The 14,526-nt window shown below is 45.8% G+C and carries 12 protein-coding genes; 9 read left to right on the forward strand and 3 right to left on the reverse strand.

Annotation, left to right across the window (positions count from 1 at the left end; translation table 11 throughout):
- The first annotated feature begins 182 nt into the window (after positions 1 to 182).
- The 9 genes from H6849_02165 (at position 183) to lpxK (ending at position 11,248) form a co-directional block, all read left to right on the forward strand.
- Complete coding sequence (locus H6849_02165) at positions 183 to 2,474, forward strand: Rne/Rng family ribonuclease (protein USO01825.1); 2,292 nt, start codon at positions 183 to 185, stop codon at positions 2,472 to 2,474.
- A 468-nt stretch (positions 2,475 to 2,942) separates the two neighbouring features.
- The gene (gene rsmG, locus H6849_02170) at positions 2,943 to 3,599 is read left to right on the forward strand and encodes a 16S rRNA (guanine(527)-N(7))-methyltransferase RsmG (protein USO01826.1); all 657 of its coding nucleotides are present in this window, start codon (positions 2,943 to 2,945) and stop codon (positions 3,597 to 3,599) included.
- On the forward strand, positions 3,592 to 4,410 hold the full coding sequence (locus tag H6849_02175; GenBank protein USO01827.1) for a ParA family protein: 819 nt from the start codon (positions 3,592 to 3,594) through the stop codon (positions 4,408 to 4,410). The genes rsmG and H6849_02175 overlap by 8 nt, the downstream gene beginning before the upstream one ends.
- A 91-nt stretch (positions 4,411 to 4,501) precedes the next feature.
- Positions 4,502 to 5,557 carry a ParB/RepB/Spo0J family partition protein gene (locus tag H6849_02180; GenBank protein USO01828.1) on the forward strand — a complete coding sequence of 352 codons (1,056 nt, stop codon included), beginning with the start codon at positions 4,502 to 4,504 and terminating at the stop codon, positions 5,555 to 5,557.
- Between the two features lie 9 nt (positions 5,558 to 5,566).
- Positions 5,567 to 6,340: a tRNA (guanosine(46)-N7)-methyltransferase TrmB gene (trmB, locus tag H6849_02185; GenBank protein USO01829.1), complete on the forward strand. Its 774-nt coding sequence runs from the start codon at positions 5,567 to 5,569 to the stop codon at positions 6,338 to 6,340.
- Positions 6,331 to 8,136, forward strand: a complete 1,806-nt coding sequence (locus H6849_02190; protein USO01830.1) for an ABC transporter ATP-binding protein — start codon at positions 6,331 to 6,333, stop codon at positions 8,134 to 8,136. The genes trmB and H6849_02190 overlap by 10 nt, the downstream gene beginning before the upstream one ends.
- Positions 8,106 to 8,810, forward strand: a complete 705-nt coding sequence (locus H6849_02195; GenBank protein ID USO01831.1) for a lysophospholipid acyltransferase family protein — start codon at positions 8,106 to 8,108, stop codon at positions 8,808 to 8,810. Before H6849_02190 ends, H6849_02195 begins: the two co-directional genes overlap by 31 nt.
- 1 nt (position 8,811) lies before the next feature.
- The gene (locus H6849_02200; GenBank protein USO01832.1) at positions 8,812 to 10,083 is read left to right on the forward strand and encodes a 3-deoxy-D-manno-octulosonic acid transferase; all 1,272 of its coding nucleotides are present in this window, start codon (positions 8,812 to 8,814) and stop codon (positions 10,081 to 10,083) included.
- A gap of 133 nt (positions 10,084 to 10,216) precedes the next feature.
- Entirely contained in the window at positions 10,217 to 11,248 is a 1,032-nt protein-coding gene (gene lpxK, locus H6849_02205; protein ID USO01833.1) for a tetraacyldisaccharide 4'-kinase, read from the forward strand.
- Positions 11,249 to 11,342: 94 nt separating this feature from the next.
- Here the strand turns inward: lpxK and H6849_02210 are convergent, their stop codons facing one another.
- The 3 genes from H6849_02210 to H6849_02220 form a co-directional block, all read right to left on the reverse strand.
- Positions 11,343 to 12,074 carry a hypothetical protein gene (locus H6849_02210; GenBank protein ID USO01834.1) on the reverse strand — a complete coding sequence of 244 codons (732 nt, stop codon included), beginning with the start codon at positions 12,072 to 12,074 and terminating at the stop codon, positions 11,343 to 11,345.
- A gap of 295 nt (positions 12,075 to 12,369) precedes the next feature.
- Positions 12,370 to 13,161 carry an RNA methyltransferase gene (locus H6849_02215; GenBank protein ID USO01835.1) on the reverse strand — a complete coding sequence of 264 codons (792 nt, stop codon included), beginning with the start codon at positions 13,159 to 13,161 and terminating at the stop codon, positions 12,370 to 12,372.
- A 3-nt stretch (positions 13,162 to 13,164) separates the two neighbouring features.
- Entirely contained in the window at positions 13,165 to 14,526 is a 1,362-nt protein-coding gene (locus tag H6849_02220; protein ID USO01836.1) for a cysteine--tRNA ligase, read from the reverse strand.

Here is a 14,526-nt window from a genome sequence, read left to right on the forward strand (position 1 = left end):
GTGGGTATCTTTGAGAAACGTTCCAGTGATATATAAAGGACAATTCGAATTGCGGTTAGATCATTCCTTGACAGGCATGCAAACGTGGGTACGCCTGTGTAAGTCGTATATACGTACGAGGTTGATAAACAGTGTTAAATTAGTAGCGCGTCCGTCACCCCTAGTGATGGAGATTTTACGTAATGGTAAAACGCATGTTAATCGATGCGGTGCACGCCAGTGAGCGCCGCGTAGCTGTTGTTGAAAATGACAAACTTGTTGCTTTTGATTTTGAAACAGCAAATAATCAATCTCGTAAAGGGAACATTTTTCTGGCAAAAGTTGTTCGGGTAGAGCCCTCTTTACAAGCTGCCTTTCTGGATTATGGCCAGGAAAAACATGGATTTTTAGCGTTTACTGATATTCAACACAGTAATTATCAAATTCCTGTTGAGGATCGTAAAGCTCTAGAGGAAGAGCAACAAAAAATTCTTGCCGAATCAGAAATCAATGAAAACCTCTTTGAGGATGTTTTTGACACTGTTGAACAGGGGGGCGATGATCAAGCTTTTGGTAATGCTACCAATGAGCTTTCTACCGATCGACATCTCTTAGAAGATAAACCTCCATCGGAAAAATCGGCGGAGGATCAGCCTGATGGGGAAGACGACGATGATTACGATGTCGAGATTTCGGGAGGCACAGCTGATGATGCCGAAGACAAACCGGCACCGTCGCAGGCGAAAACGCTGGGGGATTTTTATCGTCGCTATAAAATTCAAGAGGTCATTAAGCGTGGCCAAGTGATGCTAGTTCAGGTGGTTAAGGATGAGCGTGGCAGTAAAGGGGCCGCCCTTACAACGCACATCTCATTGCCGGGGCGCTATTGTGTGTTGATGCCTAATGCCTATCACAAAGGGGGTGTTTCACGAAAAATTTCTGACGTGAAGGATCGCCGTCGTTTGCGTACAATCATTGAGTCGTTGGATCTTCCCACAAACATGAGTCTCATTATACGCACAGCAGGACTTGATCGTAATAAGTCGGAAATTCGCCGTGACAGCGAGTACCTCATGCGGTTGTGGGATGAGGTGCGGGAAAAGACCTTGCGTTCAAATGCTCCCTGTCTTGTGTATGAGGAGGGAGATATTATCCGTCAGGCGCTGCGGGATCTTTTCCGCAAGGATATGGAGGAGGTTTTGGTTGATGGTGTTGATGCTTACCAAGAAGCCAAAAATTATATGAAACAACTCAGCCCAAGTTATGCGTCGCGGGTAAAAAAACATGTGGAAAAATCATCCTCTCTTTTTGCAAAGTATGGTGTTGAGGCTGAGTTGAGCCATTTGTACGCGCACGAAGTCACCTTGCCTTCCGGGGGTTATTTAATTATTAACCATACCGAAGCTCTTGTTTCTATTGATATTAACTCAGGCCGTGCAACGCGCGAACGCAATATTGTTGATACGGCGTACAAGACAAATCTTGAAGCTGCGGAGGAAATTGGTCGTCAAGTGCGTCTGCGAAACCTTTCGGGATTGCTCGTCGTTGACTTTATTGACATGGACAACAGTAAACATGTGCACGCGGTGGAACGCAAGTTTCGTGATGCCATGCGGGAAGATCGTGCCCGTGTACAAATCGGTCATATAAGCCAATTTGGCCTTCTGGAATTTTCTCGCCAGCGCCTCGGTGCTAGTTATCTCGAAACCATCACTCAGGCGTGTAGTCATTGTGGTGGCCGGGGTGTTGTGCCTGCACAAAATCTTCTGGGTGTACGGGTGTTGCGCAAGGTTCAGGAGGCGGCCTCTTCTTCCAAAGCCCCTGAGCGAGTACGTTTAGCCCTTCATCCGTCTGCGGCGCTGTATATTTTGAACGATATGCGCCAACAGCTACTGAACATAGAGGAAGAGTGCGGCAAAAAGGTTGCAATTGCTAGTGATCATGCCTTAGGAACCGAAGACGTGATAGATCTTGATAGCGAGCGCAAACCACCTCAACGACCACAGCAATCCCGAGAGGGTCGCCTTCATGAGCGCAATAAACGCCCTCAGCGGCGGAGTCCATCGCCCGAAAATCAACAGAAACTGACCAAGGTTGCTTCTCAGAATAGTGCTGATGCCCCTCCAAAGGCGATAAAACCTGTTTCTGTGGATGGAGCTACCAAATCACCCTCGCCGGGACCTTCTGATGCGGGAGATATTGAGCCCCAGGCTAAGCGCTCTCGTAGTCGGAATCGTCGCTCTCGTCGGCGCAGAGGAACAGGGGAAACCCCTCTTCAGGCAGGAGAGGTTGCTGCGGAAAAAGTTCTCGAAAAAACGACACCTTCCGCTGATGCACCTTCTGTGACTCCTCAAAAAAACAAACAAGCGATCAAAAGAACAACCCAGGAAGCTGAGCTTAAAAGCAAGGCTGAAAAATCAGACTCAACAGCTGATAAAAAACGCCGGGGATGGTGGAAACGCTTGGTTGAAAATAAATCCGAGGCCCCAGAGTAACCCTATCGCGTTAACCTGTCGAAATACCCAGCTGATGTGCTCTGTGGTGTGTCCCTGGTTGGGCTTATCAGAAAGTTTTCAGACGTCACCACTCAGGGACGATAATTACTGCTGATAAATTCTACTTTGTGGTGCATCGCTAACGAGAAAAAAGTTTTAGGCCCTTAGCACTCAATGTTCCACGTGGAACATTGAGTGCTGCTAGGGGTGTGTTTTTTGTTTTTTAGGCAAATGTGTAAGGCACCTTCTGTTTTGGATGGTTTAGCAAAATGTTCCACGTGGAACAATGTAAAATTATAATCCATGATTGCTTTTTTGGATTTGTGATAACTTTAGCAAAATGTTCCACGTGGAACATTTTATAGTTTTTTGTAGAAATTTCTGTTTTTACACGAGATAATGCTTGGGTTGCGTATTGTTTTGTGATAATTCTAGGAAATTGTTCCACGTGAAACATTTGACTGGTCTATGAATCCGTCCATTACTTCTTATTGTGAACTTCTCATCAAGTGGCAGCGCCACATTAATTTGGTTGGTCCTAAAACCATTGAAAACCTTTCAGAAAGGCACATTGCGGACTCTCTCCAGGTGTTGCGCCATATTCCTCAGGGCGCTTCCGTGATTGATTTAGGTTCCGGTGCTGGATTACCGGGTGTAGTCCTTGCCATTGAAAACCCCAGTCTTTCTGTGACGTGTGTGGATAATGATCAAAAGAAAATCGCGTTTCTCGTTGAGGTAAAATCACGTCTTGGGTTGCCTAACTTGATACCCTTGGTATCCGATTGGAACGCTTTGTCCCAGAAATACGACGTTGTTGTTGCGCGCGCGGCCGGTAAATTAACGAACATGCTGGCTGTTATGGATAGCTGCACACGTGTTGGTCATGGATTAGGGATTTTTCATAAAGGACAGTCATGGCGTGAAGAGTATGTGGCTGCCCAAGAAACATGGAGATTTTCATGCACGACTGAGCCCAGTCTTACAAACAGTGACAGTGCTCTTTTAATCATTCAAAATCTAGAGCCCAAGGTAGTGCAGCCTATCGATAAACCATCAATAGGGCAGCTGAATAAAGAATCCCATGAGGAGATAGAAGGACAGAGAGGGAGCAAAACGAATGAGTGATCTTTTTGATATTCCTGAGGCCCCTGTACGCAACCCACGAATTATTGCTGTTGTGAATCAAAAAGGAGGTGTTGGTAAGACAACGACTGCGATTAATGTGGCAACAGCCATGGCAGCTTGCCAGCGCCGTGTGTTGCTTGTAGATCTTGACCCCCAGGGAAACGCGTCCACGGGAATGGGCCTATCACCACATATCAAGCGCAACGGCAGCTACCACGTGCTTTTGGGGTTAGCCCAGTTAGGTCCTTCTGTGCGGCCTTCGCGGATCCCGGGGTTGGATATTTTACCTGCTTCGCCCGATTTGGCCGGTGTTGAGATTGAGCTTGTCAATTTGCCTGAACGTGAATACCGGTTACGTAACACTCTTGGAAAATCCCATCATAGCTATGATTATGTTGTGATTGATTGTCCTCCATCGATGGGTTTATTGACCTTGAATGCGCTTACGGCTTCGCAACAAATGTTAATTCCTTTGCAGTGTGAGTTTTATGCCCTTGAGGGCTTGTCTCATTTGTTAAATACGCACGCGCAGATCCGTCAGGGATTTAATCCAAACCTTGAGATTTTAGGAATTGTTTTGACCATGTATGATGGGCGAAATGCTCTGTGTGTCCAGGTGGCGCAGGATGTACGCAGTCATTTTGGTGCGCTTGTTTTTGCAAATGAAATCCCCCGTAATGTCAAAGTTTCTGAGGCTCCGTCCCATGGCGTTCCTGCTCTTATCTATGACGTGCGTTCGGTTGGATCTCGTTCGTATATGGGGCTTGCTAGTGAAATTATTCAACGTAATCAAGAAAAACTCGCATCATGATCGATCCACAAAAACCACATGCAAGCGTCTCTTCGCGCCCAATCTTGCCCACATGTCGGCGTAAAAGTTACACAACAAAAAGGAACATATAATGAGCACAGGAAAAAAACCAGCTTTAGGACAGGGGCTTGCTGCTTTGTTGAGTCCACATGTCAATGCGGGGTATCACGCAGACTCCTCGGAACTGTCACACGGTGGACCAAATGATCATCGAGGGACATTCGATAGTGACTTCGGTGACGAGCAATTGTCTTCTGTTAAGGACGCAACAACAAAACGGCTGCCGCTGAGTGCTCTCATTCCTAGTCACTATCAACCACGCCAACATTTTGATGGCGCTGAGCTTGAGTCCCTTGCCCAGTCTGTTCGTCAACATGGGATTCTACAGCCTGTCCTTGTGCGCCCCACTCAGCAAACGGATACCTACGAAATTGTTGCCGGCGAACGGCGTTGGAGAGCCTCAAAAATAGCTGGAGTTCCTGATATTCCTGTTATTATTCGTGATGATATTAGCGACCAACAGGCTCTTGAATTAGGGCTTTTGGAAAACATTCAGCGTCATGATTTAACCATTATTGAAGAGGCTCGTGGTTACCAACGATTGATGAAGGAGTTTGGCTACACCCAAGATACTCTCAGTCACACACTGGGAAAATCACGTTCACATATTGCTAATGTCCTGCGCTTGCTGGGGTTACCCGAAAACATCCAGGACTTGGTTAGCAAAGGAAAAATAAGCTTTGGTCATGCTCGCACGCTTGTTGGACTAACGCCTGAACAAAGCGCATGGGTTCTAGAGGCTGTTTTGCGTAAAAATCTTACAGTACGGCAAACGGAAAAGCTGGTGCGCAAAGCCATTTCCCAAGGAAACAGTGGTGAAGATGTGGGGAGACGATCCGATCTATTAACCCACACCGATACCCATGCAGGTGCGGAAGAACTTTCTGTGGAGAACGATGTGTGGGAAGGAGATTTGCTGGCTATTTCTCAGTATGTTATGCGTCATGTTCCGGCAAACGTTGTTCTTAAACAGCGCAACAAAAAGTTCCAAATGACCCTTGATTTTGAGAATATGGATGGTGTTGATCGTTTGATGGAAACATTGTCAGCTGGCTTCAAACATATTATGGATAACCATGGTCTTTAAAAAATGCTCATGTGTGCTGATGTAACATCCTTGCCTGTCCAACCACAGAAACATGATCTACGTTTTTATGGTCGGCGCAAATCTAAACCCCTGACAGCAAAAATTGAAAGCCTGTATAATCTCCATTGGCCTTACTACGCATTGACTATTGCACAAATGCGCACTGTGAAGTCTCTTACAGCGTTTTTTCCTCCAGCAATAGATTCTGCTAAGGCCTATCGTGCCGTGTTTTTAGAAGTTGGCTGTGGTGCAGGAGAGCATATTCATTTTCAGGCCCGCCAACATCCCGACCACGACTATATCGCTGTTGAGCCCTTTTTGAATGGCCGAGCCCGGTTACTTGCGGATGCGGTGAGGGAATCCATGAAAAACCTGCGCATAGCGGATGAGGATATTCGCGCGTTACTCCCCTTATTTCCGGATACATCCCTAGACGGTGTCTATATTTTATATCCTGATCCATGGCCGAAACTACGCCATGTCAAGCGTCGTTTGATCCAAGGAATTTTCTTACAGATTTTGGCCCAAAAAATGAAAGCAGGAGCGCCCTTATATATTGCGACAGATGACCCTGGTTATCAGCAGTGGATTTGGCGCGCGTGTCAGGACAGTCCTTATTTCGAAACAATATCGGGGTGTTGTGAAGACTATACACAGCCCTATGACTCCTGGATTTCCACGCGCTATGAAAAGAAAGCCCTTCAAGAAGGTCGTCAGCCGTTGTATTTTATTTGGAAACGCACTAAAGTTCTGACAAATTCAGGAGACCCCGTGTGCCTATAAAAAGGAAAAAAGTTTCATTTGATACGACGCTATTTCCCGTAATTATACGGCTCTTGCGCACACAATCTCGCCAACAGTGGGTTACCCTTATGGGGGGAATGGCCTGTATGATTGTGGTAGCGGGATCAACGGCACTTATGGCCCATTTTATGAAGCCCATCATTGATGATGTATTCGGTAGCAAGAACCCAGTAGCTCTTTATGGTGTTAGTGTCACTGTTCTTTTTACCTTTGTGGCAAAATCCTTAGCAAGTTTTGGGGAAAGTGTTGCAATGGGGAAGGTTGGTCAACGGTTAATTGCAGGATTGCAGCTTCAGCTTTTTGATCACTTGCTGCGCGTTGATTATCCTTTTTTTCAAAAGCACAAAACAGGCACTTTGGTGTCGCGGTTTATTAATGATGTGCGCATGCTTGAGAACACAATGACTCAAACGATTAACAGCTTAGTTAAAGATATTTTGACTGTCGTTGCCTTAAGTGGGGTAATGTTTTATTACGATTGGAAGTTGGCGATATTTGCTGTTACCGTCTTTCCTCTTGCTATGATCCCTGTGTCGCGTCTAGGGAAACGCTTACGCAAAACATCCCACAACGTTCAGATACATGTAGGAGAACTCACCAATCATCTGACACAAAGTTTCCAAGGAATTCGTCTGGTGAAGGCATACAATATGTATGCCTATGAGGGCATGCGGATGAAAAAAATTGTTGAAGCATTGCTGCATAAGACACTGCGTGCGATTCGTATCAAAGCCATGGGACATCCGATTATGGAGTTTTTGGGGGGAGTAGCAATTGTATGTGTGATTCTATACTGGGGTCATCAAATTATTTATTACAACCAGACACCTGGAGAGTTCTTTGCTTTTATTACGGCGCTGTTAATGCTGTATGAACCGGCTAAGCGGATTGCCAAACTCCAAAATCAGCTTCAAGAGAGCATGGCTGCCGCGAGTCGTATTTTTGCGTTGCTTGACTATCCACAGGAACAGTCGCTGCAGGTGTGTTCTGACAAAATTCCTGCTCCTACGGGGAAACTTGTTTTTGACAATGTAACGTTTTCTTATGGGGACGGTAGCCCTGTTCTTAAAGATATAAACCTCACGATTAAAAAAGGAGATTGTATTGCCTTTGTGGGACCAAGTGGTGGGGGTAAAACCACAATTCTCAACCTGTTGCTGGGCTTTTTTGAGGTGCAGGAAGGGCGTTTGCTGTTTGATGATAGACCAGCTTCTACATACAGCCTGGATGCTTTGCGGCGCTCTATTGCGCTGGTGAGTCAGGATGTTACCCTCTTTGATGACACTGTGGCGGTTAACATTGGTCTTGGGGGCTGTGTGCCGGGAGTAGGAGATGAGGAGACGTCTGTTCTTCCTCCGCATAAAGATATTGAATCGGCCGCAAAGAAGGCTGCGGCTCACGAGTTTATTATGAGACTACCTAACGGCTATGATACCAGAGTCGGGGAACGAGGAGCACGTCTTTCGGGAGGTCAACGGCAGCGTATTGCCCTTGCCCGGGCCTTGATTCGTCAAAGCCCCATTATTCTTTTGGATGAGGCAACTTCAGCATTGGATACTGTTTCTGAACGGGTTATACAGGAATCCTTGGAAAAATTACGGGGGCGCCGTACTGTGATTATCGTTGCCCATCGCCTGTCAACGGTTCAACAAGCCGATCAGATTGTTCTGATAGACAAAGGCCGCATCGTTGCTGTTGATACTCACACAAATCTTCTTCAAAAATCTAAGCTCTACCAAAAATTATGTCGTCACGAACTATCAGAGATTTCTTAAAAAAACGCCGCAAAAGGGTTTTTAAAAGTAGTGCTGTTCAAGCCATTCTTGGCTGGCTTGTTGGGGTATACTTACGCTTTGTGTATGTTACGTCGCGCATTGAAATTCTGGGTGATGAATCTTGCACGCGCACGCCTCAACAAATTTATATTGGGGCGTTTTGGCATGATCGCTTAGCAATGATGAGCTTTCTGTGGCGCACAAAAAAACCCATGTATATGCTGATTTCACAGCATGCTGATGGACGGTTTATTGCACAAATTGTGAAACATTTAGGGATCAACACCGTGGTAGGATCTACGGGTTCAGAAGGTGCAAAAGTCTTTCGAATGCTTATGACAATTTTGCGTGCAGGCTCAATGGTAGGAATTACCCCTGATGGTCCAAAGGGTCCTCGCCATTATGCAACCCCGGGAGTGATTCGCCTTGCGCAATTGATGGGGGTGCCAATTGTACCAATGAGCTATGATATTACGCGCAAATGGGTTTTGCGTAGCTGGGATCAGTTGATCATCCCCTTGCCTTTTTCACGATGCACCTATGCAATTGGTACGCCAATTGCACCACTTCCCAAAGATGCATCTGCTGATGATGTGACAATCCACACGCAGAGTCTTGCAAAGTGTTTGAATGACTTGACACGGGCGTGTACCCACAACCTAATAAAGGATTAACATGCTCTACTGGGTGTATCAAAATCTGTTGCGCATACTGAAGCCCTTTCTTATTGTGGGGCTATACATCCATGTGCGTAAAAGAGGAATTGCGTGGGGACGGTTTAAGGAAATTCGTGGCCGTCCCACAATGGTGCGGGATGATAATCATGCCTATGTGTGGGTGCATGCCGTTAGTTTTGGTGAAACAAAAGCAGCACTAACATTGGTGAAGTATATTCATGAACATCACCCTGACTTGCGGTTTGTGATGACAACTGTGACAAAAACAGCCGCTGATGAGGTGGCACGTAGCGTCCTGGACTATGTTGTGCATCAATATTTGCCCTTTGATCACCAAACATGGGTTCTGCGCTTTTTGCAATCATGGAAGCCGTTGTGTGGCATCGTTGTGGAGCAAGAGCTGTGGCCATGTCTATATCTTGAGGCCCGGGCGCTGAATATACCTATTATCATTGTGAATGGTCACATGACCTCAGAGTCAGCATCGAAGTGGAAAAAAGTAAGAGGACTTTTGAAACCTATTTTTTCTGCTATAAAAGTTGTTCTTGCCCAATCAGAGTACGACGCTGCTCAGTGGAGACAGCTTGGGCATAGTAATGTTGTGAATGTCGGGAATTTGAAGTTTTCATCACCCCCCCTGCCGTATGACCCCGCTGTTTATGAAGAGATGGCTACAACCTTACAGAATCGCACCATTTGGGTTGCGGCAAGTGTTCACGCTGGGGAGGAAACATATCTTGCACAAGCGCATGCCCTTTTACGACGAGAATTTTCCGACTTACTGACGATTGTTGCGCCGAGGCATATTGAAAAAGCACCGCTATTTGTGCAAGCACTTAAGGAATCAGGATCATATGTGGGGGTGCGTTCGTGTGGCGATCCGATTACGGATGCTATGGATGCCTATGTGGCTGATACTCATGGAGAAATGGGACTCTGGTATAGTCTTTGTCCTCTGACATTTTTGGGAGGATCGTTGATCCAAGGAGTTGGCGGACATAACCCGATTGAGCCCATTCAACAGGATTGTGCAGTTGTTACGGGATTGCATACGGAGAATATCCATGAACTTGTCACACAGATGCTTCAAGCGGGCGCTTTGCGTCAAGCCAAAGATTCTTATGCCATTGCGCGTGAAGTTGCGACGCTCCTGCGTAAACCGGTTCAACTTAAAGCAATAACACAAAATGGTAAACGATTCGTGGCGCAAGTGAATCCATTGCCTGAAATTTATCAAAAACTACGGCCTTTTTTTGATAAAAAGCTATGACTATGCTTCCGCGGATAAGCATTATTTTATAAAGGGTTTTTGGTTGTCTTCTCTACCCTTCACTTGACAAAATAATGCGAGACGTTGACGCAAAAATTCGTTAACTTAAGAGGAATTTTATTTTTATTCACACATGCGGTTACAGGCCCCAAAATTTTGGTTTACATCTCACAAAGGTTTTTTTGCTTTTTTGTTATGGCCGCTGACGTTTTTGTATCGTGTTGCCCGTGCTGTTCACCAATATGTGCAAATGCGAAAAATTCCTCTTCATGGAATTCCCCGTCCTGTTGTGTGTGTCGGGAATAGTGTCGTTGGTGGTGCAGGGAAAACACCTTTAGTAACATATCTGGCGCAATTGCTTGATAAGCAAAATATTCCTTTTGCCCTTATTAGTCGGGGATATGGTGGATATCTGCGTGATGCGACACGGGTGAATCCTGAGCGACATATGAATAGTGACGTGGGTGACGAGCCATTGTTGCTGGCCCACGTAGGGCCAACTTGGGTAGGGGTTAACCGTAATGCGTCCTGCTTGGCTGCAGTTCGTGATGGGGCAGAGGTATTGTTGTTAGATGATGGTCTCCAAAATGCCTCCGTTCCGCGAGATTTCTCATTGCTTGTCGTTGATGGGCAGCAGGGGTTTGGCAACGGACTAACATTACCTGCAGGCCCCTTGCGTGAAACCATATCGGAATCGATCCGCAAGATTGATGCTGTCGTAATTATTGGTGATGATAAGCACAAAAGCCGTGAGCTTACAGAGCATATTCAAAAACATGTTCATCATGAATTCCCGATTTTTAAGGGATTTCTTAATCCCGTGGAGGATAGTCTTTTGCGGATGAAAGGGAGAAAACTTTTTGCGTTTGCAGGAATTGGTTATCCCGAGAAATTTTTTTCCTTGCTGCAGAAAAATGGCGGTGATGTTGTCGCGCAAGAAAAATATCCTGATCATTATGCCTATACTATGAAAGATATTGACCACCTTCTTTTTCTAGCAAGTAAACATCACGCTACGTTGATCACCACGTTGAAGGATTGGGTGCGCTTGCCCCCACACATTCAACAGAAGGTCTTGTATTTTGAAGTGACATTCAAGCCAAACGACCCTGCATTCTTCAATCGCTTTGTGATGGGAAGAATTGAAACGTTGATGATGGCCTGAAATCCTATTACCTTACAGCATAGTGATGCCAGCAATACCGCGCCACCCTGGATAACCCTCTTGCGAGGGTTATCCAGCAAGGGTGGGTTTTTTCTTAATGACTCTTTGCTATAGGTTTCCAATAACCGCGTGGTTTTATTAATTGTGGAAAAACTTCATCAAAAGCATGCTTTGCTGCTTCTGCACGATTATTATACCAGCCAATATTGGTAAATGTGCGGCGTCCAATATCGCGAATAGAGGCTCCGAACTTGGAAAATTTTCCCTCGTTCACATAAATATCAACACTCCGAAGAGAGCGGCAGCGGAGTGGAAAATAGTCCTTTCCTGCACGAGAAACTTTCCAGTATGAGGGGTCTCGCAATTTTTTTAGCCAAGCTGCACGTTTTTTAATATAGTTTTCACGCTTTTTCCCTGGTGCCGCTGGTGATCTGGGATTTAGTGATCCCTCCATATACCCAGCACATATACACCCAACTTCAAGATCTTCCGGAAATCCTGTGTGATGCATTATGTGTCCCCAGCGAATTTCTTCGCGTTCACACATCCCGCACAGCACATGGTTTTGCGATCCCTCCTCATGGTCTTCAATATCAACACACACCCAACCTCGCTTAGGCGTGTGGGCATCCTTCCATCGTCCAGAGGAACCGCGTCCTTTTGGAATATCGGTGCGCGCTAAATCACAATCGTGATCCGCACAGGAGCATACACGAAGTCCTGTGGCTGTTGCAGCAGATGCCGGTGTATCATCTGAGGCGTGAAGAGATTTGTATGTTGGTAAAACAGAAAAAATTACAAACAAGAGTATGAGGTGATTTTTCATAGCTAGTCTCTGAGTTGATAATTGAACATAATAAATATGTGTAAAAAATAATAAAGAAAACTTTTCCTCTTTCATTCTCTTTATATCACTATGATGGCAAAAGAAGTGACATTTATGTAGGGAGGAAAACCAGAGAGTCATAAGATTTTTCCTTATATTGCAACATATTCCAACAATATTTTCGAAAAGAGATGCACCATGATAACGCACAAAGATATGCGATAAATCTATGATTAGTATGCGCTTAGTAAATGTATATCTTTTTTGTATTGGCTATCGGTATAATTATACCTTCTTACGAATCCTCTGAACGTGGTCGCATGGGACGGTTACTGAGCGCGGCTACAATACCATGGAGTGTGCGCACTTCTTGATCAGAAAGCTGACATCGCAGAAACATGTTGCGAATGTGGCGAACCATAACTTCCCGCTTTCCAGCGATGCGCAAAAATCCACTTGCATCAAGTGCTCGCTCCAAGTGGTCAAAGAAATAGACAATATCTTTTTTTTGTGCAGGAAATGTGTGGGCATATTCGAGAGCTATTTCTGATGGTGGGGGGCTGGCTGTCGTGAAGTATGTAGAGGCAACAACCGTTACAGCTTGTGCCAGATTCAGTGAAGAAAATTTGTCCCACGTAGGAATTTGAATCAGCGTATCAACATAGGATAAATCAGTATTCGTGAGTCCTGATTTCTCGCGCCCAAACAAAATGCCGACACGGGAGTTTCTTTTGATCAGTTCAAGGGTTTTGTGCATAGCCTCAGGCGTGTGCATGAGGGGCTTTGTCATATCGCGAACGCGATCAGAGGTTCCAAACACACTGTGCAAATCCCCAATCGCTGTGGGAATATCTGGGTATACTTTTGCATTTTCCAGAATAATGTCGGCCCCAGCAGAGGCCCCTCGCGCCGTGCTGTTTACGTGATCTGAAAGCGGTGCAATCAAGCGCAGCTCATGCCAGCCAAAATTCAGCATAGCACGGGCTACCGTGCCAATATTTTGGGATAGCTGCGTTTCTATGCATAGCACCACAGGTGTGTTGGTATTCAGTGTAGCGAGCTCTGTAGTGGTTATTTTTGTTCCCATAGGCTATTTCTTTGTGTGCCATGTTGTGCCACTGGGTGTATCTTCAAGGACAATCCCCCGTGCCAGAAGATGGTCACGGATGTGATCAGCAGTTGCGAAATCTTTGATTTTTTTTGCTTCTGTGCGTGCGGCAATCTGAGCGGCAATTGTTTCAGGATCAAGGGATGCATTTCCTTGGAACCACTCTTTTGTAGGGGTAAACATTAAGCCACACAGACGCGCCGAATTCACAAGCGTACGCCCAAGAATGGATTTTTGTGTACTACTTTTTGTGCTGTTGATTGTACGTGCTAATCGATGCAGGTGATGAAAGGCAAGGGGTGTATTGATGTCATCATGGAGGGCATCAAGAACATCAACATCAATCTGCTCGTGATCAGCTATCTCATCGCAGGTGCGTAACGCTGTGTAAAGGCGATCAATTGCTTGTGTAGCCTGCTGGATAAGCTCATCAGTCCAATCCAATGACTGCCGATAGTGGGCTGATAATAAACAATAACGAATGACTTCCCCCGAAAGTCTTCCCAATAAGTCACGTGTTGTAAAAAAATTACCAAGAGATTTGGCCATCTTTTGTCCGTTTACCAGAAGCATGCCGTTATGCAACCAGGTGCGTGCGTAACTTTCTGTTCCATGGGCACAGCAACTTTGGGCGTTTTCATTTTCGTGGTGTGGAAAGAGTAAATCCTGTCCTCCGGCATGGATATCAAACGTCTCACCGAGAATTTCCCCTGCCATAGCGGAGCATTCAATATGCCAACCAGGACGTCCTCGTCCCCAAGGGCTTTCCCACCCCGGTTGATCTACGGATGAGGGTTTCCATAGAATAAAGTCCATGGGGTTCTTTTTGTAGGGAGAAACCTCAACACGGCTTCCCGCAATCATTTCACCTGTATCGCGCCCAGAAAGAGAACCGTAAGCCGGATATGATGTCACATCAAACAACACGTGCTGTTGCGCGACATAGGCATGATTTTTAGTAAGTAATGTTTTAATCATGTGGATCATCTGAGGAATGAACTGCGTTGCGCGCGGCTCGTGTGTGGGTAAAAGAACATTGAGTGCCCCCATGTCCTCATGGTAATGGGCGATGGTCATGTGTGTGAGTGTATCAATACTAACATTCTGTTCCTGTGCACGGGCGATGATTTTGTCATCGACATCTGTGAAATTCCGGGCATAGGTGACCGTATACGATCGCCGGAGCAGGCGGTACAAAACATCAAACACAACAGCAGGGCGGGCATTCCCAATGTGTGCGCGATCATAAACCGTTGGTCCACACAGGTACATCCTTACATGACCGGGATCTAGGGGGCTGAAGTGTTGTTTTTCACGGGTGTGTGCATTGGTGAGATAAAGCAT

Source organism: Alphaproteobacteria bacterium (assembly GCA_023898725.1).
In the GTDB taxonomy this organism is placed as follows: Bacteria; Pseudomonadota; Alphaproteobacteria; order JAUHZC01; family JAUHZC01.